This window comes from Burkholderia plantarii, assembly GCF_001411805.1.
GTDB classification, from domain to species: Bacteria; Pseudomonadota; Gammaproteobacteria; order Burkholderiales; family Burkholderiaceae; genus Burkholderia; species Burkholderia plantarii.
Map to the genome: position 1 here is coordinate 1361825 of NZ_CP007213.1, position 24059 is coordinate 1385883.

General features: G+C 70.8%; 19 protein-coding genes. 9 read left to right on the forward strand and 10 right to left on the reverse strand.

Annotated features, from left to right (window positions below; genetic code table 11):
• Positions 1-20: 20 nt before the first annotated feature.
• The 3 genes from uca to bpln_RS23130 form a co-directional block, all read right to left on the reverse strand.
• On the reverse strand, positions 21-3656 hold the full coding sequence (gene uca / locus bpln_RS23120) for an urea carboxylase (RefSeq protein WP_055140116.1): 3636 nt from the start codon (positions 3654-3656) through the stop codon (positions 21-23).
• Between the two features lie 12 nt (positions 3657-3668).
• Positions 3669-5498, reverse strand: coding sequence for an allophanate hydrolase (atzF, locus tag bpln_RS23125; RefSeq protein WP_055140117.1), 1830 nt, complete (start codon positions 5496-5498; stop codon positions 3669-3671).
• 380 nt (positions 5499-5878) lie between these two features.
• Positions 5879-6763 (reverse strand): LysR family transcriptional regulator, encoded by an 885-nt coding sequence (locus tag bpln_RS23130; protein ID WP_042627590.1) that lies wholly within the window; start codon positions 6761-6763, stop codon positions 5879-5881.
• Between the two features lie 131 nt (positions 6764-6894).
• On the opposite strand from bpln_RS23130, the gene argC reads away from it, so the two are divergent.
• A complete protein-coding gene (argC, locus tag bpln_RS23135) occupies positions 6895-7824 on the forward strand; it encodes an N-acetyl-gamma-glutamyl-phosphate reductase (RefSeq protein WP_055140118.1) in 930 nt (309 codons plus the stop codon).
• Positions 7825-7893: 69 nt separating this feature from the next.
• On the opposite strand, the gene bpln_RS23140 is transcribed toward argC, so the two are convergent.
• Entirely contained in the window at positions 7894-8505 is a 612-nt protein-coding gene (locus tag bpln_RS23140) for an acyl-homoserine-lactone synthase (RefSeq protein WP_055140119.1), read from the reverse strand.
• 273 nt (positions 8506-8778) lie between these two features.
• The gene (locus bpln_RS23145) at positions 8779-9231 is read right to left on the reverse strand and encodes a DUF4902 domain-containing protein (RefSeq protein WP_042627593.1); all 453 of its coding nucleotides are present in this window, start codon (positions 9229-9231) and stop codon (positions 8779-8781) included.
• Positions 9232-9306: 75 nt separating this feature from the next.
• On the opposite strand from bpln_RS23145, the gene bpln_RS23150 reads away from it, so the two are divergent.
• A complete protein-coding gene (locus bpln_RS23150) occupies positions 9307-10026 on the forward strand; it encodes an autoinducer binding domain-containing protein (RefSeq protein WP_042629348.1) in 720 nt (239 codons plus the stop codon).
• A gap of 88 nt (positions 10027-10114) precedes the next feature.
• On the opposite strand, the gene bpln_RS23155 is transcribed toward bpln_RS23150, so the two are convergent.
• Both bpln_RS23155 and bpln_RS23160 read right to left on the reverse strand, forming a co-directional pair.
• Positions 10115-10828, reverse strand: coding sequence for an MgtC/SapB family protein (locus bpln_RS23155; RefSeq protein WP_042627594.1), 714 nt, complete (start codon positions 10826-10828; stop codon positions 10115-10117).
• Positions 10829-11222: 394 nt separating this feature from the next.
• Positions 11223-11714, reverse strand: coding sequence for an RNA polymerase sigma factor (locus bpln_RS23160; RefSeq protein ID WP_055140120.1), 492 nt, complete (start codon positions 11712-11714; stop codon positions 11223-11225).
• A gap of 693 nt (positions 11715-12407) precedes the next feature.
• Between bpln_RS23160 and bpln_RS23165 the strand changes: the two genes are divergently transcribed.
• The 4 genes from bpln_RS23165 (at position 12408) to bpln_RS23180 (ending at position 17216) form a co-directional block, all read left to right on the forward strand.
• A complete protein-coding gene (locus tag bpln_RS23165; RefSeq protein WP_055140121.1) occupies positions 12408-13364 on the forward strand; it encodes a LysR family transcriptional regulator in 957 nt (318 codons plus the stop codon).
• Between the two features lie 166 nt (positions 13365-13530).
• Entirely contained in the window at positions 13531-14724 is a 1194-nt protein-coding gene (locus bpln_RS23170; RefSeq protein ID WP_042627597.1) for a CaiB/BaiF CoA transferase family protein, read from the forward strand.
• 26 nt (positions 14725-14750) lie between these two features.
• The gene (locus bpln_RS23175; protein WP_055140122.1) at positions 14751-15686 is read left to right on the forward strand and encodes a hydroxymethylglutaryl-CoA lyase; all 936 of its coding nucleotides are present in this window, start codon (positions 14751-14753) and stop codon (positions 15684-15686) included.
• Between the two features lie 195 nt (positions 15687-15881).
• Positions 15882-17216, forward strand: coding sequence for an MFS transporter (locus bpln_RS23180; protein ID WP_055140123.1), 1335 nt, complete (start codon positions 15882-15884; stop codon positions 17214-17216).
• A 325-nt stretch (positions 17217-17541) separates the two neighbouring features.
• Here bpln_RS23180 and bpln_RS23185 read toward each other — a convergent pair whose 3' ends face one another.
• Entirely contained in the window at positions 17542-18708 is a 1167-nt protein-coding gene (locus bpln_RS23185) for a metallophosphoesterase (protein ID WP_055140124.1), read from the reverse strand.
• A gap of 375 nt (positions 18709-19083) precedes the next feature.
• Positions 19084-19668, reverse strand: a complete 585-nt coding sequence (locus bpln_RS23190; RefSeq protein ID WP_055140125.1) for a malonic semialdehyde reductase — start codon at positions 19666-19668, stop codon at positions 19084-19086.
• Positions 19669-19822: 154 nt separating this feature from the next.
• On the opposite strand from bpln_RS23190, the gene bpln_RS23195 reads away from it, so the two are divergent.
• Both bpln_RS23195 and bpln_RS23200 read left to right on the forward strand, forming a co-directional pair.
• Positions 19823-20419, forward strand: a complete 597-nt coding sequence (locus bpln_RS23195; RefSeq protein ID WP_042627602.1) for an alpha-ketoglutarate-dependent dioxygenase AlkB family protein — start codon at positions 19823-19825, stop codon at positions 20417-20419.
• Positions 20420-20662: 243 nt separating this feature from the next.
• Complete coding sequence (locus bpln_RS23200) at positions 20663-21277, forward strand: thioredoxin fold domain-containing protein (protein WP_226993767.1); 615 nt, start codon at positions 20663-20665, stop codon at positions 21275-21277.
• A 342-nt stretch (positions 21278-21619) separates the two neighbouring features.
• Here the strand turns inward: bpln_RS23200 and bpln_RS23205 are convergent, their stop codons facing one another.
• Entirely contained in the window at positions 21620-22054 is a 435-nt protein-coding gene (locus bpln_RS23205) for a universal stress protein (RefSeq protein WP_042627604.1), read from the reverse strand.
• Between the two features lie 480 nt (positions 22055-22534).
• Here bpln_RS23205 and bpln_RS23210 point away from each other — a divergent pair, with 480 nt between their 5' ends.
• Entirely contained in the window at positions 22535-24022 is a 1488-nt protein-coding gene (locus bpln_RS23210) for an amidase (protein ID WP_042627605.1), read from the forward strand.
• The last annotated feature ends 37 nt before the right edge of the window (positions 24023-24059 follow it).

Genomic DNA, 24059 nt, shown 5'->3' on the forward strand with positions numbered 1-24059 from the left:
CGATTGCAGAAGGGAAAAGTTTACTCGAGCGATACCAGCGGGGCACCCGCGTGGACCATCATACCCGGCCGGCAGTGAAAGTCCTTGATCGTGCCGTCGCGCGGCGCAACGATCGGGAATTCCATCTTCATCGCCTCCAGGATCATCAAGGTGTCGCCGGCCGATACCGTATCGCCGGGCGCGGCCGTCAGCTTCCAGACGCTGCCGCTGATGTCGGCCTGAATTGCATTGGCGCTGGCGTCGGTGTCGGCGCCGGCGCCGGCCTCATGGCCGCCCTCGCGACCGGCGGCGGCCGGCGCGTCGTCGGCGGCTTCGGCGCTGCGCGCCCAGTGGGCGAGCTCGGCGTCGAACGCCTGCCGCTGCGCCGCGCGAAACGTCCGCAGTTCCGGCTCGATGCGCTGCAGGAACGCGTTGTACGCGCCGAGATCGAAAACTTCCTCCTCGATGCGCACCGGCTCGCGGCCCTCGCGGAAATCGGCGCGCAGCGCGTCGAGTTCGCGCTCGGTGACGGGATAGAAGCGGATCTGGTCGAAGAAGCGCAGCAGCCACGGCTTGCCGTCGGTGAACATGCGGTTCTTCGGGAACCTGTTCCAGATCGGCAGCGTGCGCCCCACGAGCTGGTAGCCGCCAGGCGAATCCATGCCGTAGACGCACATGTAGACGCCGCCGATGCCGACCGTGCCTTCGGCGGTATAGGTGCGCGCCGGATTGTATTTCGAGGTCAGCAGGCGGTCGCGCGGATCGACCGGCACGGCGCACGGCGCGCCCAGATAGACGTCGCCGAGGCCGAGCACCATGTAGCTGGCGCGATAGAGGCTGTCGCGCAGCGCGTCGGCCGAGTCGAGGCCGTTGATGCGCTGGATGAAGCCGGTATTGCTGGGCAGCCAGGGCGCCGTGTCGCGTACCGATTGCCGGTAGCGCGCCACCGCGTCGAGCGTGGCCGAATCCTCGTAGGCCATCGGCAGATGAACGATGCGGCTTCGCACCCGCATCGTACCGACGTCGCGCAGCGTGGCGTCGGCCCGCGCCAGGATCGCCACCAGTTCGCGCTGCGCCAGCACGCGGCTGTCGTAGCGCACCTGCAGCGAGCGCACGCCCGGCGCGAGTTCGTGAATGCCGGCCGGCGCCTCGGCCCGCAACGCTTCCATCAGCGCATGCACGCGGAACCGCAGGTTCAGGTCGAGCACGTTCTCGCCGTACTCGACGAGCACGTACTTGTCGCCGGCCTGGCGGAACACGGTCTTGGGACGTTCGGCGCCGGCCGCGGCCTCGAACAGGATCGGCGAGCCGCGCGCGCCGGCGAGGCCGGGCACGATGGCCGGCGCGATCGCCGGTTCGTCGCCACCGCTGCGCACGATCGCGTCCTGGTGCTGCTCGAGCGCGAGCGCCTCGTCGAACGACATCTCGCGGAAACGGATGCGGTCGCCGGGCTTCACCTGGCCCACTTTCCACAGTTCCGCCCTGGCGATCGTGACCGGGCAGACGAAGCCGCCGAGGCTCGGGCCGTCGCGCGTGAGGATCACCGGCATGTCGCCCGTGAAGTTGATGCTGCCGATCGCGTATTCGCAATCGTGGATGTTGGACGGATGCAGGCCCGCCTCGCCGCCGTCCGAGCGGGTCCAGCGCGGCTTCGGCCCGTTCAGCCGGATGCCGAGCCGGTTCGAGTTGTAATGCACCTCCCACTCGCTGGCGAAGAACGTGTCGATCGATTCGGCCGTGAAGAAGTCGGGCGCGCCGTGCGGGCCGTGCAGCACGCCGATCTCCCAGCTGCCGCCGTAGGTGGGAACGTGTTCGGCCGGCAGCGCGCGGGGCGCATGAATCGCGGCGAGATCCGCCGTCGCCGGCAGGCCGGGATCGGCGATCGGCAGCACGTCCGTGGGGCGCAGCGTGCGGCCCGCGTGGCCGCCGAACTGCCCGAGCGCGAAGGTGGCGCGGCTGCCCAGATAGACCGGCACGTCGAAGCCGTGGCGAACCGCGAGATAGGTGCGGCAGCCGCTGATGGCCTTGCCGATGCGCAGCAGCTGACCCGCGCGCACCGTGACGGGCGCCCAGAACGCGACCGGCAGCCCGTCGAGCGTGGCCGGCGTCGGCGCGCCGGTCAGTGCGATGATCGCGTCGCCGTGGAATTTCAGGGTCGGCCCGTGTACGGTGGTTTCGATGCCGGCCGCATGCTCCGGATTGCCGACGATGCGGTTCGCGAGCCGGAACGCCCAGTCGTCCATCGGCCCGGACGGCGGCACGCCGACGTCCCAGTAGCCGGTTCGGCCGGGATAGTCCTGGATCGTCGTATAGGTGCCCGCCTCGAGGACCTCGACCGCGGCGGGGCGGTAGTCGAACGCGTCCAGATGGCGCGTCGACACCTCGCCTGCGCGAAAGCCCTCGCTGGCGACGATCCTGCGCAGATAGTCGAGATTGGTGGCGATGCCCGACAGGCGCGTGGCGTCGAGCGCGCGCGCCATCGCGGCAATCGCCGCGGCGCGGTCCTCGCCATGCACGATCAGCTTGGCGAGCATCGGATCGTAATGGGGGCCGACCTCGGTGCCGGTCTCGACCCAGCCGTCCACGCGCACGTCGTCCGGAAACGAGACTTCGGTGAGCGTGCCCGGGCTCGGCGCGAAGTTGCGCAGCGGGTTTTCCGCGTAGAGCCTCACCTCGATCGCGGCGCCTCGCGGCGTGGCGGCGTGATCGAGCGCGGGCGGCTCGCCCGCCGCGGTGCGGACCATCCATTCGACCAGATCGATGCCGGTGACGCTCTCGGTGATCGCGTGTTCGACCTGCAGGCGCGCGTTGACCTCGAGGAAGTAGAACGCCTGCCGGGCGGCGTCGTAGATGAACTCGACCGTGCCGGCCGAGCGGTAGGCCACCGAGCGGCCCAGGTTTTCGGCCGCGGCCAGCAATGCCTCGCGCACGCGCGCGGGCAGGTTCGGGGCCGGGGTTTCCTCGACCACCTTCTGGTTGCGCCGCTGCAGCGAGCAGTCGCGCTCGCCGAGCGCCACCACCTTGCCGCGGCCGTCGCCGAAGATCTGCACCTCGATGTGCCGCGCGCGATCGACGAAGCGCTCCACGAACACGCCGCCGTTCGCGAAGAACGCCTGCCCGAGCTGCCGTACCGAGTCGAACGCGACGAGCAGCTCCGCTTCGTCGTTGCAGCGGGTCAGGCCGATGCCGCCGCCGCCCGCCGTGCTTTTCAGCATCACCGGGTAGCCGACGGCCGCCGCGGCCTCGCGAGCGCCGCGCGCGTCGGCCAGCAGCCCCGAGCCGGGCGCGAGCGGCAAGCCCGCCTGCGCGGCCAGCTCGCGGGCCGCGTGCTTCAGGCCGAACTGTTCGATCTGGCGCGGCGTCGGGCCGATGAACGCGATGCCCTCGGCCTCGCAGCGCGCCGCGAAGCCGGCGTGCTCGGACAGGAAGCCGTAGCCGGGGATGATGGCCTGCGCGCCCGTCTGCTTCGCCGCGGCGAGGATCGACTCGATGCGCAGATAGCTCTCGGCGGCCGTGTCGCCGCCCAGCGGGACCGCCACGTCGGCCGCGCTCACGTGCAGGCTGTTGCGGTCCGCGTCGGAATGGACCGCCACGGAACGGATGCCCATGCGCTTCAGCGTGCGTGCGATACGGCAGGCGATTTCGCCGCGATTGGCGATCAGGACGGTATCGAACATGATGCGTCGGCCTCAGAAACGTGACGCGGCTTGCGCGCCGGACTGGCTGGCGAGATAGCTGGCCCAGCCGCCGAACTCGGTGATGTCGCGGGCATCGGCGAGCGCGTGCGGCTCGCAGATGAAGCCCTTCACCTGGCGCCCGTCCGCGAGCGTCAGCGTGCCGATGCCGAGCGGCGTGGGAATCCCGGCGACGAAGCTGCCGAAGCCGGCGATCGACAGATCCCAGAGTTCGACCTTGATCGAGGCGCCGCTGCGCGAGCGCGCGAGGCCCGGCTTCGGCGGCGTGGTGCCGGCGAGCGCGTAGAGGCGGTAGTCGGGCGAGGTGGTGGTGGCCTCGACGAAGCGCGCGTGGCGCGAGGTCAGCTCGTGGTTGAGCGGCATCCCGCGCAGGTGCGCGCCCACCACCGCGACGCGCACCATGCCGGTGTCCGGCACGGCGGCGGGCCGGGGGGCAGCGGTGGCGGCGACGATCGGCAGGCCGGTGGCGCCCCGCGTCAGGCCGGTGTCCTGGTGCCACGCCTGCGCGAAGCCGGCCAGCGCGCGCTCGCGCCACGCGTCGCCGATCAGCGTGATGCCGGACGGCAGGCCGTCCTCGCGCAGGTTGGCCGGTACCGAGATCGCGCTCAGGTCGAGCAGGTTGACGAAGTTGGTGTACTTGCCGAGGTTGCTGTTGAGCTGGACCGGATCGGCGAGCAGGTCCGCGATCCGGTAATGGGTCGGGGCGGTGGGCACCACCAGCGCGTCGCACTGCGCCAGCATCGCGCCGGCCTCGCGCTTCAGGTCGGCGAGCCGGTAGATGCCGTCGAACGCGTCGGCGGCGGAGAAGTCGCGCGCCTTGAAGATGATGTCGCGCACGACCTCGTGGATCTGCGCCTCGTGGTCCCTCGCGAATTCACGGATCGCCGCGTAGCGTTCGGCGATCCACGGGCCGTGATAGAGCAGCGCCGTGACGCGGTCGAACACCGAGAAATCGATCGGCACGCAGGTCGCGCCGCGCGCCCGCAGCCGCGCGATGGCCGCGTGGAAGGCGCGTTCGGCGAGCGCGTCGCCGAAGAATTCCGGCTCGGCGGGAATCCCGAAGCGCGGCGCGGCCGGCAACTGCCAGGCGTGCGCGTCGGCCGGCGCCGTGCGCGACAGGCCGTCGTGGACGTCGGGCGCCGCGGTGAGGTCGTACACGCGCAGCGCGTCGTCCACCGTGGTGGCGAACACCGACACGCAATCGAGCGTGCGGCAGGCCGGGACCACGCCGGCGTTGCTGAGCGCGCCGCGCGTCGGCTTGAGGCCGACGATGTTGTTGAGCCCGGCCGGCACGCGGCCGGAGCCGGCCGTATCGGTGCCGAGCGAAAACGGCACGAGGCCGCGCGCCACCACCGTGGCCGAGCCCGAGCTCGATCCTCCCGAAACGTATGCCGGATCGAACGCGTTGGGCGGGATGCCGTAGGGCGAGCGCACGCCGACCAGGCCGGCCGCGAACTGGTCGAGGTTGGTCTTGCCGATCGCGATCGCGCCGGCCGCCATCAGCCGCTCGACCACCGTGGCGTGCGCGCCGGGCCGGTAGGCGAACGCCGGGCAGCCCGCCGTGGTCTCGAAGCCGGCGACGTCGATGTTGTCCTTGGCGGCGAACGGCACGCCGTATAGCGGCAGGCGGCCGATGTCGCCGCCCGCGTCGGCCAGCAGGCCGTCGAGGCGTTGAAGCTGCTGTGCCAGCACCTCCGGTGCCGCGCGCGAGATCCAGGCCGCGTCGTCGTCGCGCAGCGTGGCCAGCAGAGCGCCGAGCAGCTCGGCGGGCCGGGCGCCATCGCGGTAAGCGGCGAGCCAATCCGAAATCGTCCAGCCGCGCATCTCGTATCCTCTCTTGTGTACAAGTTATGGGAAGAGCTATCAAGACTCGTGCCATGTGCGGGGTGTCGGCGATGGCCTTGCCGGCCGAGGCGACGCGGCGGCAAGGCATCAACGGAGGCGCCGGCGATGCACGCGACTGGCGCGGCATGCCGACCGGGATTGGTGCGGATGGTTCGGGTTGGTGCGTGGCGCGGCGGCTCGCGGGCCGGGTGGTGGGTCGTCGAGGCGCGACGGAGCCGGTGCCGGGCTCCGGACGAGTCACGCGGGCATGGCGCTTCGCCGGCGCCGGCCGGGACGGATGCCAGTCGCGTCAGTCGATCGACATCGTCGCAGGTGTGCGCCGAACGTCAGGACGGGACGAACGCTCGCTGTCCCGCCGCTCAATCCGCCCGCAGCGCCCACAGCGCGTCCAGCACATGCCGCGTCGCCAGCTCGGCCGCGCCGGTACGGTGTGCGATGCCGAGTTCGCGCCACAGCGCCGGGCGCAGCTGGCGCATCGCGATGCGCGCGTCGGGCAGCGGCGCGCCGGCCTCGTGTGGCAGCAGCGTCGCTCCGTAGCCGGCCGCCACCAGGCTCTTGATCGCGTCGTTGTAGTTCAGCTCGATGCGCGGCGCCGGCTGATGGCCGCCGGCCGCGAACCATTCGGCGGTCTGCCGCGACAGGCGCGTGGTGGCGTCGTTGAGGATCAGCGGCCGCGCGGCGAGCCAGGCCGGGCTCACGCTGGGCGGCACGGTCCAGTCGGCGGGCAGGAACGCCACCACCGGATCGCGTCGCCACGGCGCGATCGTCAGCCCGGCCACGGCGGCCTGCGGCAGCGCCACCAGCCCGATGTCGAGCGCGCCGTGCGTGAGCCGCTCGAGCGTGTCGCGCGAGGTCAGCACGGCGATCTGCACGTCGATGTCGGGATGGTCGCGGCGCAGCTGCGCGAGCACCTGCGGCAGCAAATGCGCGAACGCGCCGGTGGACGCGCCCAGCCGCACCCGTCCGGCCAGCCCCTGCACCTGCCGCTCCACGTCGTCGAGCGTGGCCTCGACGTCGGCGAGCAGCCGTCGCGCGCGCTCGATCAGCACCTCGCCGATCGCCGACGGCCGCACGTTGCCGCGCGTGCGCGACAGCAGGGGTGCGCCGATCCGTGCCTCGAGTTCCGAGACATGCAGGCTCACGGTGGGTGGCGCCAGATGCAGCGATTGTGCGGCGGCGGCGAACGATCCGAGATCCGCGATCGCGATTAGCGTGCGCAGGCGATCAAGACTGATTTCGCGCATCGAGGAATTTTTTCGTTCAGAAAAAATGAAGCTCATGTTGATGAAATTCAACTTTTATAAGTTTAGCGTGCGGGCGATGATCGCGCATCCCGTCGATCGGACGGCGGGCGATATCTCGGAGCGTGACGAACATGAGCGAACCCATCGTATTCATTGACGGCGATCAGGGCACGACCGGCCTGCAGATCCACGAACGGCTGCGCGGCCGGACCGATCTGCGGCTCGCGACGCTGGCCGCGGACGAGCGCAAGGACCCCGCGCGGCGCGCGGAGGCGATCAACGCGTGCGACGTCGCGATCCTCTGCCTGCCCGACGCGGCCGCGCGCGAGGCGGTCGGCTTCATCCGCAATCCCGCGGTGCGCGTGATCGACGCCAGTTCGGCGCACCGCACCGATCCGGCCTGGGTCTACGGCTTTCCGGAAATGACGCAGGGACAGCCGGCGCGGATCGCCGACGCGCGCCGCGTGACCAATCCGGGCTGCTACCCGACCGGCGCGATCGGGCTGTTGCGCCCGCTGATCGAGCACGGGTTGCTGCCGGCGGACTATCCGGTTGCGATCCACGCGGTGTCCGGTTATTCGGGCGGCGGCCGCGCGGCGGTGGAGGCCCACGAGGCGCCCGACGGCGCGGCGCCGGCGTTTCGCCTCTACGGGCTCGGCCTCGCGCACAAGCATCCGCCCGAGATCCGCGCGCATGCCGGGCTCGCGCACCGGCCGCTGTTCGTGCCGGCCTATGGCGGGTATCGGCAGGGCATCGTGCTGAGCGTGCCGCTCGAGACGCGGCTGCTGCCGGCCGGCGTCGACGGCGCGCGGCTGCATGCGTGCCTCGCGCACCATTACGAGGGGGCGCGTCATGCGCGCATGCTGCCGCTCGCGGCGAGCCGCGAGATCGCGCAACTGGACCCGCAGGCGCTGAACGGCACCAACGACATCGAGTTCGGCGTGTTCGTCAACGACGAATACGGCCAGGTGCTGCTGACCGCGGTGTTCGACAATCTCGGCAAGGGCGCGTCCGGCGCGGCCGTGCAGAATCTCGACCTGATGCTGCCGGCGCTGCGCTGATCGCATCACGAACGTCGCGAACCGGGCGCGAGCGCGGCGGGTGGCCAGCCCGGCGCCGCCCGTGCAACCTCAGGCCGCCTCGGGTTGCGACGCGCAGAGCGCCGGGTCGAGGTCGAGCGCGGCCAGCGTCTGCGCGTCGATGTCGATCCAGCACGCCACCACCATGCGCCCGTCGATCGACTCCGGTGCCCCAGCCCGGTGGGCATGCACGCCGATCCGGCGGAACAGCCGCTCGATGCTGCAGAACGTGACCCCGATCAGCTGGCGCGCCCCGCGCCGTGCCGCGCACTCCACCGCCGCGGCCAGCATCGGCCGGACCGACCACGCCAGGCTGCTCGCCTCGGCGCCTTCCTCGGGGGTCGCGGCGAAGCGCGACAGCTCCCACACGTCGGTCGAGCGCGGGGCCGGATTGTCCTCGGCCAGCAGGTGCGGGAACACTTCCTGCAACAGGTAGGGGCGGGTGGTCGGCAGCAGCCGCGCGCAGCCGCAAATTTCCCCGTTCGCATCGCGTCCCAGCACGTACACCGTATCGTCGCGATCATATTGATCGCGCTCGAATTTTTCGTCTTCCGACGGCAGCTTCCAGCCGAGCTGCTCGACGAACACGCGGTAACGATAGGAGCCCAGATCGGCGGCGATATGGGAGGGAAGGCGGCCTGCCTCGTGAACGGAAGTCTGCATGGTGTCCTCGTGGTAATTCCGTTTGGAATGGGCGCATTACAACGTGCGCCCCGAGGACAGGTAACTGTTAATCCTGACAGGGATTCGGTCCCGATTCCTAGCAACCTTGACAGGGCAAAAACGGCACGCAAAGGTTTGCGCGACCTCTGTGATTCAATTACGAGATTGCAATCCCGGGCCGGTTGAACCGACAATGCCGAAGACACGGTCTGCTTAAACGCCGCCGCCGTTTAATGAGTGGGGGCCGGATCGAGTGCGGAGGCCTGCGCGAAGTCAGTGCGACCAGCGCTTGTCGGCCACGATCGGTTGCGGCGGGGGGCCGCTCGCCAGCGCCCGGGTCACCGCGATCGCCCAGTCGAGCGTGGCGAGCCGGCAGGCGAGCGCGCTGGCGGTGGCATGCATGCCGATGTCGGTGCCGAAGCGGTCGACGCCCATCAGGTTGCTGCGCACGTCGTCCCAGGCGATCCGGAAGCAGCCCGAGTCGGGTTCGAGATACCAGTCCCAGCCGACGGTCAGGTGTGCGAATCCGGGCGAGGCCGGGCGCTGCCATTCGGTGAAGCCGGCAAGGTCGGGAACGAGGCCGTCGCCGCGCAGTTCGTCGGCGAGTCCGGGGTCGAGCCCCGAAGCGATATGCACGAGTTCGAGCCCTGCGAACGCGTGCAGGGGCAGGCGCACGTACCCGTCCGGGGACGGCGAGCAGTAGGGATGAAGCAGGGGCGGAGTCATGCGCGGCAATGTATCAAGCCCGTGTGCCTGATGTAACCTAGCAAGAATGACAGCGTGGGAGCTGTTGGAGAGATGATGGAACTACGCTGGCAGGATGCCTACCACCAGTTCAACGCGGCGGAAAACGAGCAGCAGCTCTTTCAGCAGATTTCCGCGTACTCGAAGCGGCTCGGCTTCGAGTACTGCTGTTATGGAATCCGCGTACCGCAGCCGGGATCGCAGCCCGTGGTCGAGATCTTCGACACCTATCCGCCGGGCTGGATGGCGCACTATCAGGCGCGCAACTACATCGAGATCGATCCGACCGTGCGCGACGGCGCCGCGAGCCCGAACATGATCATCTGGCCCGACGTCGACACGGCGGAGGAGCCCTCGCTATGGCGCGACGCGCGCGACTTCGGCATGTCGGTGGGCGTCGCGCAGTCGAGCTGGGCCGCGCGCGGCGTGTTCGGATTGCTGACCATCGCGCGGCGCTCGGACCGCCTCACGCCGGCCGAAATCAACAGCCTGACGCTGCAGGCCAACTGGCTCGCCAATCTCTCGCATTCGCTGATGGGCAAGTTCCTCGTGCCGAAGCTGTCGCCGGCCGCGAGCATCACGCTGACCAGGCGCGAACGCGAGGTGCTGAGCTGGACCAGCGAAGGCCGCACGGCCAGCGAGATCGGCGATCTGCTCAACATCTCCGAGCGCACCGTGACGTTCCACGTCAACAACATCCTCGCCAAGCTCGGCGCGACCAACAAGGTGCAGGCGGTCGTGAAGGCGATCGGCATGGGGTTGATCCAGACGCCGTAGGCGGCCCGGTTCGATCCGGTTCATCCGGTTGGCGACGACGCGCCGGCGCGGGCTTCACGGCCCGGCCGGCGCGTTTTTCATGGGCCTGTCATTCCATCAGCGGCTCGGCTTCCTTCGCCGTCCAGCTCACGCTGGAGATGCTCTTCTCCATGCTCATCCGGCTCGCGATCTGCTCGAGCTTAGGCTGGTCCTTCGGATGCAGCTTCAGCGTGGCGGTGACCTTGATCCGCTCGGGCGGCGCGTCGCCCTCGACGTCCTCGCTCGTCAGGCTCTGGAATGACAGCGGTTTCGCGTACATCGAGTTCGACAGCAGCGTGCGCACGTGGACTTCCTCCGAGGCGAGGCAGATCACGGTGATCTGGTATTCGCGCACCAGGTCGGCGTTCGACACGGGCGTGGCGTTGATCGCGTGGCTCAGCGAGCGCAGCAGCGTGTTGACGAGCAGCACGACCGCGGTGCCGGCCAGCGCCGGCAAATAGTGGCCGCTGCCCGACAGCACGCCGACCGCCGCCGAGCACCAGAGCGTGGCCGCCGTGTTGATGCCCTGGATCGCGCCTTTCTCGCGCATGATCACGCCGCCGCCCAGGAAGCCGACGCCCGACACCACGTAGGCGGCGATCTGCGTGACGCCGGTCACGCCGTTGCCGGTCAGCACGCCGAGCGTGACGAACAGGCACGCGCCGCAGGTGACGAGCGTGATGGTGCGCAGGCCGGCGGTGCGCTGGCGCATCTGGCGCTCGATGCCGATCGCGACGCCGCAGCAGAACGCGGTCAGGAGGCGGAGGAGGAATTCGACGGTCATGGGTTGTGGGATGCCTGGCAAGGGGCGCCGCGTGGCGCGCGATCGTGGCCGCGTACCCGGTGCGCGCGCGGCGCGCGATCCGCTACGATAGCGCGTACCCGGCAACCGGAATATGAAAATGCAGAGGGCGCACGCCGCGTGAACGAACGCGGCGGCGGGCACGGCGCGGGCCGGCCCCGGCAGGCGGCGGACGTTCAGGCGCAGCGGTGCGCGAGCCTGTCGCGACAACTGTCCACGGAGAAGCCTTTGGGGAAATGGATCGCCGCGATTCTAGCAGGCCCGGCGGCGGGGCGGTGCGTGCCGCCGACCTGCCGCCGCCGCGCCGGTTGCGGTGGCGCAGCGGCCCCGCCAAATGGCTTCGCCGATACCGGCGGGGTGTCCGGAGGATGGGGCGTCAGGAGCCGGGCCGTGGGCCGGCGCCGGGGTGGGAGACGCACGCGCCGATCGCCAGACGCGCCTGCAACAGGTCGCGCTTCACGCGATCCACCGGCACGCCGAGGATTTCCGCGGCTTCCGCATACGAGAAACCTTCGAGCGTGACCAGCATGAACGCGAGCCGCGGCGGCCCCACCAGGCAGGTGACGGCATCGACCACGTCCGCATGCTCCGGCGCGTGGTCGCGCGACGCGGCAGGGGCGGACGGCGCCCGGCCGCGCGCCGGCGTCTGGCTGCGTGCCTGGTCGAGCCAGACGCGGCAGACCACCGAGAAGAACCAGCCCGGCAGCGAGGTGCGCGGCCCGAGCCGGGCCGGCGCCGCGAATACGCGCGGACAGGCGAGGCGCAGCAGGGCTTCGGCATCGCCGGGATTGCCGGCCACCCGCAGCGAAAAAATCCACAGCCGCGGCAGCAGATCCCGCAATGCATGTGAAATGTGTTCACGGCTCATGAGTCGTTCCGGTGTCGTTTCCGGGGGCGGGGCGAGCAACTGGCGAGACACGACACTTGGGATACCTATGTATTCGGGGATGGCGATCCGGTCGGCGTATCCGGCCGGGGTGAGGCATCAGGGGTGGCCTGAGGTCGGGAGCGCGGCCCGGTTCGCGCGGAGGGAGGCGGGCGTGCCGCCGCGGCCGGCGGGCCGCTTCGTACCGTGCCGGCGCGGTGGTTCGGCCGGCGGCGGAGGCAACGTGCGCATGGATCTCACGCGCTGCTGCGCGAAAACAGCTGGTGGAGATTGTGTCCAAGCGCAGACTGGCTGTCAACGACGCAGCGGGGCGCCCCGGAGCGCCTTCCGGTCGGCGAAACCAGGCCGCCGCCGCACTGGATCCGTGCGGCCGCCGGACCGGATCGACAGGCGCGCTGCCGCTGCCCGGCGGCGTTGCCGTTTGCGGCCGCGGGCCGTGGAGCCTCGCTGGCGCCAGTGCATGCCGCTCGCCGGCGGCGGGACGTCCGCGGGCGTCCACCACACGGCCGTGGCCCGCGAGGCTTCGTGCCGGCGCACGCCGCTTCGTATCGGATCGGGCCGCGCCGATCCCCGGGCGCCCCGGCGCCACCTCGCCCGCGCGCGCCGCAATGCCGGCACAATACGCCATCGCTCACGGCACGAACCCCGCATCCGCATCGGAATCCGAACCGCCCCATGCTGCTCAAGACCCTCCTGCGGCGTCTCGATCTGACCACGCTGCAACTGTTCCTCGCGGTCCACGAGGAAGGCACGCTCACGCGCGCGGCCGAACGCGAGGCGATCGCGGTCTCGGCGGCCAGCAAGCGCCTGCTCGAACTGGAGCAGGTGGTGGGCGCGGCGCTGTTCCAGCGCAACGCGCGCGGCATGACGCTGACGCCGGCCGGCGAAACGCTGCTGCACCACGCGCGCCGCGTGATGCGCGACATCGAGAACATCGGCGCCGAGCTGGCCGGCTATGCGAGCGGCGTGCGCGGCTACGTGCGGATGTCGTCGAACCTGTCGGGCATCGTCGAGTTCCTGCCCGAGGACTTGCGCGCGTTCCAGGCCGAGCACGAGCGCGTCAAGCTCGACCTCGAGGAGCGGCCGAGCGGCGGCGTGATCGAGGCGGTGGACGACAGCCTGGTCGAGATCGGCATCTGTTCCGAAGACGCCGACGCGCGCGACCTGCACGTCGAGCACTATCGCCACGACACGCTCGTGATCGTCGCGCGCGACGATCATCCGCTCGCCGCGCACGCGCGGCTGCCGTTCGCGGCCACGCTCGACAGCGATCACGTCGGGCTGCACGTGTCGAGCTCGATCAACATGCGCACGCATCTGGCCGCGCGCCAGGCCGGGCGGCCGCTGCGGCTGCGGATCCACGTGCCGGGCTTCGACGCCGTGTGCCGGATGGTGCAGGCCGGGATGGGCGTGGGCGTGCTGCCGAGGAAGGTCTACGAGCTGATGGGGCGCCCGCTCGGCCTCGCCGCGATCGCGCTCGACGACGGCTGGGCGCGGCGCCGGCTCGTGCTGGTGGTGCGCGACGTGGCTTCGCTGTCGCCGGTCGGGCGGCTGCTGTTCGAGCACCTGCGCACGATCGAGGCGCGCGAGGCCGCCGCGGCCGGCACGGCGTCCGACGATGCGCCGCGGTAATTCGATTCGGTAGACGGGGGCGGCCGACGGCGCGTGCCGTGCCGCCCACCCACGCCCGCCGAGCCTTCGCGGTTCGCGAACGCTCGTTGGCGAAATGCGGTTGGACGTTCGCCGGGCGGCAACCCTACGCTGTGCTCCATCAACGAATCAATCCGGAGACAGCAACATGAGTGGCCCGCTTCAAGGGATCCGCGTGATCGAGATCGGCACGCTGATCGCCGCGCCGTTCGCCGCGCGCCTGATGGCCGAATTCGGCGCCGAGGTCATCAAGATCGAGGCGCCCGAAACGGGCGACCCGCTGCGCAAGTGGCGCAAGCTGCACGAGGGCACCTCGCTCTGGTGGTATCTGCAGTCGCGCAACAAGAAATCCGTCTGCGTGAACCTGAAGTCGGCCGAAGGCGCCGACGTGGTGCGCCGCCTCGCGGCCGAAGCCGACGTGGTGATCGAGAACCTGCGCCCCGGCGCACTGGAGAAGCTCGGTCTCGGCTGGGACGCGCTGCACGCGCTGAATCCGAAACTGACGATGGTGCGCATCTCGGGCTACGGCCAGAGCGGCCCGTATCGCGATCGCCCCGGCTTCGGCGCGATCGGCGAGGCGATGGGCGGGATCCGCTACACCACGGGCGAGATCGACGGCGCGCCGGCGCGCGTGGGCGTGAGCCTCGGCGATTCGCTGGCCTCGCTGCACGGCGTGATCGGCGCGCTGATGTCGCTGCTGCGCGTGAAGACCGGGCAGGGCGAGGGGCAGGTGGTGGACGTCTCGCTGGTCGAGAGCGTGTTCAACCTGATGGAGAGCCTGGTGCCCGAGTACGACCTGCTCGGCCACGTGCGCGAGCGCAGCGGCGGCGCGCTGCCGGGCATCGCGCCGTCCAACACCTACCGCACCGAGGACGGCGCGTTCGTGGTGATCGCCGGCAACAGCGATCCGATCTTCCGCCGGCTCATGCAGGTGATCGGCCGCCCCGAGCTGGCCGACGATCCGGCGCTCGCGCACAACGACGGCCGCGTGAAGCAGACCGCGATGCTCGACGCGGCGATCGGCGCCTGGACCTCGCATCACGCGATCGACGACGTGCTGGCCGCGCTCGAGCAGGCCGAGGTGCCGTCGGGCCGCATCTACTCGGTGGCCGACATCGTCGCCGATCCGCACTACCGCGCGCGCGAGATGCTGATCCCGGCCACGCTGCCGGGCGGCACCTCGGTGACCATGCCGGGCATCGTGCCGAAGCTCTCCGACACGCCGGGCGGCGTGCGATGGCAGGGGCCGGCGCTCGGCGAGCACACCGCCGGCGTGCTGGCCGGCATCGGCTACGGCGACGACGAGATCGCGCGACTGCGCGCGCAGGGAGCGATCCGGTGAGCCACTTTCTCGACATACCCGGCGGCATGCCCGCCGACACGTTGGTGGTGCAGGAAGTCGCGCCGCGCGACGGCCTGCAGATCGAGCCGAAATGGGTGGAGACGGCCGACAAGATCGCGCTGATCGACGCGCTCTCGACGCTCGGCTTCACGCGCATCGAGGCCGGCTCGTTCGTCTCGCCGAAGGCGATCCCCGCGCTGCGCGACGGCGACGCGGTGTTCCGCGGCATCCGCCGCGTACCCGGCGTGACCTACGTGGCGCTGATCCCGAACGCGAAGGGGGCGGAACTCGCGCTGGCCGCGCGGGCCGACGAACTGAACCTCGTGATGTCGGCGAGCCAGACGCACAATCGCGCCAACCTGCGGATGAGCTGCGAGCGCTCGCTGGCCGGCTTCGCCGATATCGTCGGCCTCGTGCGCGGCGAGCGCGTGTCGCTGAACGCGACCGTTGCCACCGCGTTCGGCTGTCCGTTCGAAGGCCGCATCGACGAGGCGCGCGTGCTCGGCATCGTCGGCGCCTATCGCGAACTCGGCATCGGCGGCATCACGCTCGCCGACACCACCGGCATGGCAAATCCGCGCCAGGTCGCGCGGCTCGTCGCGCGCGTGCTCGAACGCGTGCCGGCCGCGGCGCTGACGCTGCATTTCCACGACACGCGCGGGCTCGGCCTCGCCAACGTGCTGGCCGCTTACGAGGCCGGTGCGCGCCGCTTCGACGCCTCGCTCGGCGGCCTCGGCGGCTGCCCGTTCGCGCCCGGCGCGTCGGGCAACATCTGCACCGAGGATCTCGTCAATCTCTGCGACGAGGTGGGGATTCCGAACACGATCGATCTCGCGGGCCTGCTGTCGCTGTCGCGCACGCTGCCGGCGCTGGTCGGGCACGAGGTGCCGGGGCAGGTCGCGAAGGCGGGACGCAACGCGGACCTGCACGCGGCGCCCGATCATGTCGCCGGGATCGCCTGAGGCGTCGCGCGGCGAAGCGGGTAGGGACAGCGGCAGGATTCATCCGCAACGGCGGCGCGGGCAGCGGCAGCGACGGTAGTGATGGCGGCACGCGCAGTAGCAGCAACCAACGCGAAACCCGGATCGCGAATCCGGGCGGCACCCCTTCATCAATTCGACCGGGCGGCATGGGCCAGCCCGGCGTGGAGACAAACCATGGCAATTTCCAGCGCAGTCGCACCGGAGCGCGAGCTGGGCGGCGAGACCGGCATCCAGGTGATTCGCAAGGTGGCGTGGCGGCTGATGCCGCTGATCATGATCTGCTACCTGTTCGCGTTCTTCGACCGCATCAACATCAGCTTCGCGAAGTTCCAGCTGCAGGGCGACCTCGGCCTGTCCGACACGGCCTACGGGCTCGGCGCGAGCCTGTTCGTGATCGGCTACGTGCTGTTCGAAGTGCCGAGCAACCTGTTCCTGTATCGCGTGGGCGCGCGGCGCTGGATCGCGCGGATCATGATCTCGTGGGGCATCGCCACCGCCGCGATGGTGTTCGTCCACACCGAATGGCAGTTCTACGGGCTGCGCTTCGCGATCGGCGCGATGGAGGCCGGTTTCGCGCCGGGCGTGCTCTATTACCTGACGCTGTGGTTCCCGCCGAGCCATCGCGGCCGCATCACCTCGCTGCTGTTCCTCGCCTCGGCGTTCTCGGGGCTGGTGGGCGCGCCGGCCGCGGGCCTCGTGCTCGGCCACCTGAACGGCGCGCTCGGCATGCCCGGCTGGCACTGGCTGTTCCTGCTCGGCGGGCTGCCCTGCATCGTGCTCGGGCTGCTGGTACTGATGCTGCTGAAGGACCGCATCGACGACGCATCGTGGCTCTCGTCCGGCGAGAAGGCCTGGCTCGGCGCGCAGATCGCGCGGCAGGGCCGCCATCCGGCCGGCGGCCATTCGCTGCTCGGCGCGCTGAAGACGCCCGGCTTCCTGATGCTCGGCCTCGTCTATTTCCTGATCCAGATCGCCTCGTACGGGCTCAACTTCTGGGCACCGCACCTGATCCGCACGGCCGGCACGCACAACCCCACCCTGATCGGCCTGCTGACCTCGGTGCCGTACATCGCCGGCGCGCTCGCGATGGTGGTGGTGGGGCGCCTGTCGGACCGCAGCGGCGAGCGCCGCAAGTACGTGTTCGCGCTGCTGATGATGGCCACGCTCGGCTTCTTCGCGGCCGGCTTCTTCGACCGACAGACCACGCTGCTCGTGATCGCGCTCGCGGTGATGGGCGCGGGCGTGGTGGCGTCGATCCCGGCGTTCTGGGCACTGCCGCCGAAGCTCGTGACGGGCGCCGGCGCGGCGGGCGGGATCGCGGTGATCAACACGCTCGGACAACTGGGCGGGATTGTCAGTCCGGTGATGGTCGGCCGCGTGCGCGACCTGACCGGCTCGACCACGCCGGCGCTCTACATGATCGGCGTGCTGAGCCTGATCTGCGCCGGGCTCGTGTGGTTCGCGCTGCCGCCGTCGCTGCGCGAGCGCGAGGGGCACGGCGAGGGGTGAGCGGGAGCGGGCCGCGTCGCGAGTGGGCGGCCGTTGCGCGAACGGCGTGTGCCGAGTCGGGCTCGCGTGATTCGCGCCGCCGCCGTCGCCGCGTGAGCGCGAATGGCCGCGTCGTGAGCTGGCGACGCGGCCCCGAAGCACCATGCGGGGCGGGCGTCGCGCGGGAGGGGCGCCGCGTGCGCAGCGTGCGGCGATCACGCCGGAGTTACCTCGGCACGGGCTGCGCGTCATGCATATCGTGTGCCGTGCCGCCGGGCTGCGCGGCGTGGCCTGGCGAGCCCACATCGAACGTCGGCCGTCGCCGTGCATCCGGCCACCGCGCGCATCAAGCGCCGGCCGTTCCCGCCACGAGCCGCACGCGCGTGATCTCCGACGGCGCGCCGAAGCGCTTCGGCGGCCCCCAGTAGCCGGTGCCGCGGCTCGTGTAGACCCACAGCCCGTGCAGGCGCGCGAGCCCGGCCACGAACGGTTGCTGCAGCGGCACGAAGAAATTCCACGGGAAGAACTGGCCGCCGTGCGTGTGGCCCGACAGTTGCAGCGTGAAGCCGGCCTCGGCGGCGGCGTTCGCGCTGCGCGGCTGGTGCGCGAGCAGCACGCGCAGCGGCACGTCGGCCGGCGCGCCGGCCAGCGCCGCGCGCGGGTCGCTGCGGTGCGCGGGATCGAAGCCGCCGGCCGAATAATCGGTCACGCCGGCCAGCACGAGGCGGGCGCCGTCGTGCGCGAGCGTGCGGTGCTCGTTCATCAGCACGGTCAGGCCGAGGCGGCGGAATTCGGCGACCCAGGCGTCGGCGCCCGAGTAGTACTCGTGGTTGCCGGTCACCATGAACGCGCCGTGCCGCGCGCGCAGGCCGCCGAGCGGCGCGGCGTGGCCCGCGAGCCGTGCCACGCTGCCGTCCACCAGGTCGCCCGTCACGGCGATCAGGTCCGGATCGAGCCGGTTCACCGCGTCGACGATCGCCTCCACGTAGCCGCGCTTGATGGTCGGGCCGACATGCACGTCGCTGATCTGCACGATCGTGAAGCCGTCGAGCGCGGCGGGCAGGCCGTCGATCGGCACGTTCACGTCCACCACGCGCGCGAGCCGCCGCGCGTTGAAGAAGCCGATCGCGCTGGCCGAGAACGCGAGCAGCGGCACCGCGACGGCGCTCGCCGAGCGCCAGGTGGCGAGCGGCACCGCGTGCGGCACGAGCGCGTCGATGCCCAGCAGCACCACGAGCAGCACGTCGCGCGCGAGCGTGAGCACCAGCAGCGACGAGAAGAAGCCCATTTCCAGCAGGCCGATCCAGGCCACGCGGTCGCCGAGCGGCTGCCGCTCGAAGGTGCGCGAGAGCATGCCGAGCGGGATCACGAGGCACGACGCGACGAGCCACAGCACGGCGACGACGCGCACGGCGGGCGAGGTGAATTCGGGAATCAGGCGCAGGCCGACGTAGACGTGGAACAGCACGCCGAACGTGATCAGCCGCAGCAGGAAAGCGGAAATGCGTCGCATGGTTGGGGCAGCGGAAGCGAAACGGGAAAGGGAGCGACGACGGCGCGCCAGGCGCGGCGGCGTCGCGACGACAGGGGCCGGCCGGACCGGCGGGCATGGTCGGGCCGGGTTGGGCGCGGCGGTGCCGGCGGCGCGTGGGTGGCGCCGCGAGCGCGATCTGAAGTGGTGTCGGGACCGCGCCGCGAGGCGCGAAACGGCGGCAGCGACGACGGCCGCCGCCCGGCCCGGCGACTGCGACCATGCCCGCGTTCGGCGGCGGCCCGGCCAGCGCCAATCGTCACGCCGGTCCGGCCGATGGTCGACGACACTCTCGCCGGCACCACCTCACCGCCTTTTGCCGGCCGCCGCACGATACCGCGCACGCCTTCGCGCCGCTTACTCGATGCGGGCGGCCTCGTCGAACGCAAAGCGCGGGCTGCGCGGGAACAGGCCCTTCTCGTCGCCGTAGCCGAGGTTGACGAGGAAGTTCGCCTTGATCTGCGTGCCGGTAAAGAACTCGGCCTCCACCTTGGCCGCGTCGAAGCCCGACATTGGGCCGGCGTCGAGGCCGAGCGCGCGCGCGGCGAGGATCAGGTAAGCGCCCTGCAGCGAGCCGTTGCGGAACGCGGTCGTCTCGATCAGGGCGTCGTTGCCGGCGAACCAGCTGCGCGCGTCGGCATGCGGGAACAGCTTCGGCAGGTGGTCGTGGAACGCCAGGTCCATGCCGATGATCACGGTGACGGGCGCGCTCATGGTTTTCTCGAGGTTGCCCTCGGCGAGCGCCGGCTTGAGCCGCGCCTTGGCCTCGGGCGACTTCACGAACACGAAGCGCGCGGGGCTCGCGTTCGCCGAGGTCGGGCCCCAGAGGGTCAACTCGACGAGCTGGCGCAGCAGCGCGTCGTCCACCGGCTTCGGCAGCCAGGCGTTGTGCGTGCGGGCGGTGCGGAACAGTTGGTCGAGGGCGGAATCGGAAAGCATCATCGGCGTATCGGGTCTCGGAGGTCGCGGGGATCCCGGGCGGGCATGCGGCCCGGGTTGCGGGAAAACAGGATGTGGTGCGCGGCGCGGGCCCGGCGGCCTTGCGGCGGCGGCACCATCCCGCGATGATAGCCGGATGTGACGATTCCTTCCGATCATGGACGATTTGTTCGACCCCCGGCCCACGCCCGAACTCGACTGGTATCCCGACTGGCTGCCGCCCGCCGACGCCGATGCGCTGCTCGCGCGCGTCCTCGTGGAAGTCGCCTGGCGGCAGGACGCGATCCGCACGCCGCGCGGCACGATCCCGCTGCCGCGCCTCACGGCGTGGCAGGGCGAGCCCGATGCCGTCTACGTCTATTCGGGCATCCGCAACGAGCCGGCGCCGTGGTCGGCCGCGGTGGCCGAACTGCGCGAGCGCGCGCAGGCCACCTGCCGCGCGCGATTCAACAGCGTGCTGCTGAATCGCTACCGCACGGGCGCCGACGGCATGGGCTGGCACACCGACGACGAACCCGAACTGGGCGCCGCGCCGGTGATCGCCTCGATCAGCCTCGGCGCGACGCGCGTGTTCGATCTGCGGCACGAGGCGACGCGCGTCGTGCAGGCGTACCGGCTCACGCACGGCAGCCTGCTCGTGATGCGCGGCGCGACGCAGCGCGACTGGGTTCACCGCGTGGCGAAGGCGCCGGCCGTGCAGGGCGAGCGCGTCAACCTGACGTTTCGCCTCGTGACGCCGCGCGACAAGCCATGACCGGCCATCTCCACGCCGCTGCCGGCTCCCGCCGCGCCGCCTGACGAACTTGACGAACCTGACGCCGCCGTCATCGAATCGTCAGCCGGCCGACCCGCGCGGGCCGGTATCGTCGCGCGGACGGGTTGGCCAGCCGGCCCGGGCGCGCACGCCCGGATCGAACGGGCGAGAATGCCCCCACGCCGCCGCGCACGGCGCATGCCGGACCCGCGCGGTTTTCCATCGCATCACGACGAGGTTTTCATGAAGACACGGATCAGCATCGCCCTGGCCGCCGCGGCCCTGACGATCGGACTGACGAGCCAGGCGGCCGAGCCGCCGCCGCCCACCCTGACCGGCGCGCAGATGCTGCGCGTGCAGGCCGCCCCGGCGATCGTCGAGGGCGCGAGCGGGGCGCAGGTCAAGTCCACGCTCTACGTGTTCATGGACCCGAACTGCATCTACTGCCACCTGATGTGGAAGGCGCTGCGGCCCTACGAGGCGGCCGGCCTGCAGGTCCACTGGATTCCGCTCGCGTTCCTGAAGCCTGATTCGGCCGGCAAGGCCGCCGCGCTGCTGAAGGCGCCCGACGGCGGCGTGGCGCTGCTCAACACGCTCGAGACGAAGTATTCGGAGAAGGACGAATCGGGTGGCATCCCGCCGCTGATGGTGGTGCCGGCCGACGCGAAGGCGAAGCTCGACGCGAACGCCGCGATGTTCAAGGATCTCGGCTTCGACGGCACGCCCACCGTGGTGTTCCGCACCCAGGACGGCAAGTGGCTCGGCCTCAACGGCCTGCCGCGGCTGAGCACGCTGCCGGGCATCCTGAACATGGCCGAGCAGCCGGTCACCGATCCGGAGCTGCAGCGCTACCGCTGAGCGCGGCCGCGGCCTTGACGAGCGCGGGCGCGTGATGCGAGGAATCGTTTCCAGCGGGGTGCGTTGGTCAGGCCGATGATGGTTTTGTCGTTGTCGCGCCGGCTGTCGAGGGTCAGCGCGCCCGGTATCGACAGCGTGGCCGGTTTCGCCGTTGCAGCTGTTGCAGCCGTTGCGGCCGCGAGCGTGGTAGCGCGGCCGGTTCAATCGGTCCCGCATCGCGCGCATCGGCGCGCTGGCCGATGCCTTCCTTCCGCCGGATCCATCCGGCGCGCGGCTCCGCCCGGCGCGCCGGGCTTCTTCTCTTCGCATCCCGCCAGGGCCGCGCATGGCGGGCCCGCGCGTTCAGCGCACCATCGTCACCGGCAGCTTCGTCAGGCGCATCAGCCGGTCGTTCAGGCCGAGGCCGAGCAGGCGCGCGAGTCCGTGCAGCGGATTACGGCGCGGCGCCGTGACGACGATCTCGTCGCAGCCGTGTTCGAGCGCGCAGGCCGCGATCACGTCGGCGGTCGCGCCGAACTTCATCGTGATCGAATGCATCACGCCTGCGTCGCGCAGGATCATGATCGCCGCCGCCAGATCGTGTTCGGCGGCGGCATGGCCGATCTCGTCGAGTTCGCGATGGGTGTGGAACGCATCGGCGCGCGAACCGCCGAGCGGCGGCTGAACGTTGACGAGCACGACTTCGGAGGCGCAGCGCTCGCGATAGAGGAAGGCGGCGTGGCGCACGGCTTCCAGCGCGCGGGGCGAGTGACCGACGGGGACGAGCAGTTTCAGCATGGCGGCATGGCCTGTGGAATGCGATGCCGGCAGCGTAAGCGCAGCGCGGTTTCGGTTTCGTAAAGACTGCGGCGCCCGGCATCAAAATCGCATCAAGATCGCCGCCGGTGCATCCTGCATAACGTGTAAAAGAAATCAAAAAAATATAAGTTTATGCGCATAAACGGTGCGATCCGGCGGCGAGCCGCCGCGTGGCGGCGGGCTGGCTCATGTCGCACGCATCGTATGATTCAGCGCGAATCGCAATGAATCGCGCAAAATAATTCATGAAATGACGGCAATTCAGCGCATTCTTTGCACAAGCCCCGTTTCTATAATGGCCATGCGCCGTCGCGGCCGGCTTCGGCCCGACTCCCCGGCCGGCGCCCGCCCCGGGGGCGGCACGCTTTCGCGCCAGCGGCGCCCGCGCCGTTGGCGCCCACCTGCGTTACCCACGCCGTTCGGCGCGGGTGCCCGCCCCATTCGTTCCTGGAGTTCCGCATGAGCGTCAACGATTCCTCGTCTTCGTCTCCTTCCCGGACTGCCGCGCGCCTCGATCCGATCGTCGCGATGCCCGCCCACGCGCTGTCGGCCGCGATTCGCGGCAAGGCCGTGTCGTGCGTCGAGACGATGCGCGCCTATCTCGACCGGATCGAGCAGGTGAACGGCCGCGTCAATGCGATCGTTGCGCTGCGCGAGCGCGCCGTGCTGCTCGACGAGGCCGCGCAAAAGGACGCGGCGCTCGCGCGCGGCGAATGGCAGGGCTGGCTGCACGGCATCCCGCAGGCGCCCAAGGATCTCGCGATGACGAAGGACATCGTCACCACCATGGGCTCGCCGATCTTCCGCGATTTCCATCCCGCCGAGGACACGCTCAGCGTCGCGCGGATGCGCGCGGCCGGCGCGATCTTCGTGGGCAAGACCAACACGCCCGAGTTCGGGCTCGGCTCGCATACGTTCAACGAGGTGTACGGCGCGACGCGCAACCCCTACGACCTGGCGAAGAGCGCCGGCGGCAGCAGCGGCGGCGCGGCCGCGGCGCTGGCCGCGCGCATGCTGCCGGTGGCCGACGGCAGCGACTTCGGCGGCTCGCTGCGCAATCCGGCCGCGTTCTGCAACGTGTTCGGCTTCCGGCCGTCGGCCGGGCGCGTACCGCGCTGGCCGTCACCGGACGTGTTCTACCAGCAGTTCGGCGTGGAAGGGCCGATGGGGCGCACGGTCGTCGACGTCGCGCAGCTGCTCGCGATCCAGGCCGGCTACGATCCACGCGATCCGCTCTCGTTCGCCGACGATCCGGCCCGTTTCACGCAGTCGCTCGACGCGGACCCGCGCGGCAAGCGCATCGCGTGGGTCGGCGACTGGCGCGGCCATCTCGCCATCGAGCCCGGCGTGCTCGCGCTCGGCGAGCGGGCGCTCGACACGCTGCGCGCGCTCGGCTGCGACGTCGACGCGGCCTTGCCCGACTTCGACCCGGCGCGGATCTGGCGCATCTGGCTCGCGCATCGCCACCTGATGTCGGGCGGCAGCCTGCTCGCGCACTATCGCGACCCGGCCCGGCGCGCGCTGCTCAAGCCCGAGGCCGTGTTCGAGGTGGAAGGGCTGCTGGCGATGACGGCCGATCAGGTGTACGAAGCAAGCGTCGCGCGTACCGCGTGGTATCAGGCCGTGCTGGCGATGTTCGAGCGCTGCGATTTCCTTGCCGCGCCCACGGCGCAGGTGTTCCCGTTCGACGTCGAGGCGCGCTGGCCGGCCTCGATCGCGGGGCGCGAGATGGACACCTACCACCGCTGGATGGAGACGGTCACGCCGTGGACGCTGGCCGGCTGCCCGGTGATCAACGTGCCGGCCGGCTTCAACGAGGCGGGGCTGCCGACCGGCATCCAGCTGATCGGCCGGCCGCGCGACGATTTCGGCGTGCTGCAGCTCGCGCATGCGTATCAGCAGGCGCGCGACTGGGTGGCCGAGCGGGCGCCCGTGATCGCGGGTTGAGCCGGCACGGCACGTGCAGTCGCGGCGCCGTCGCGAT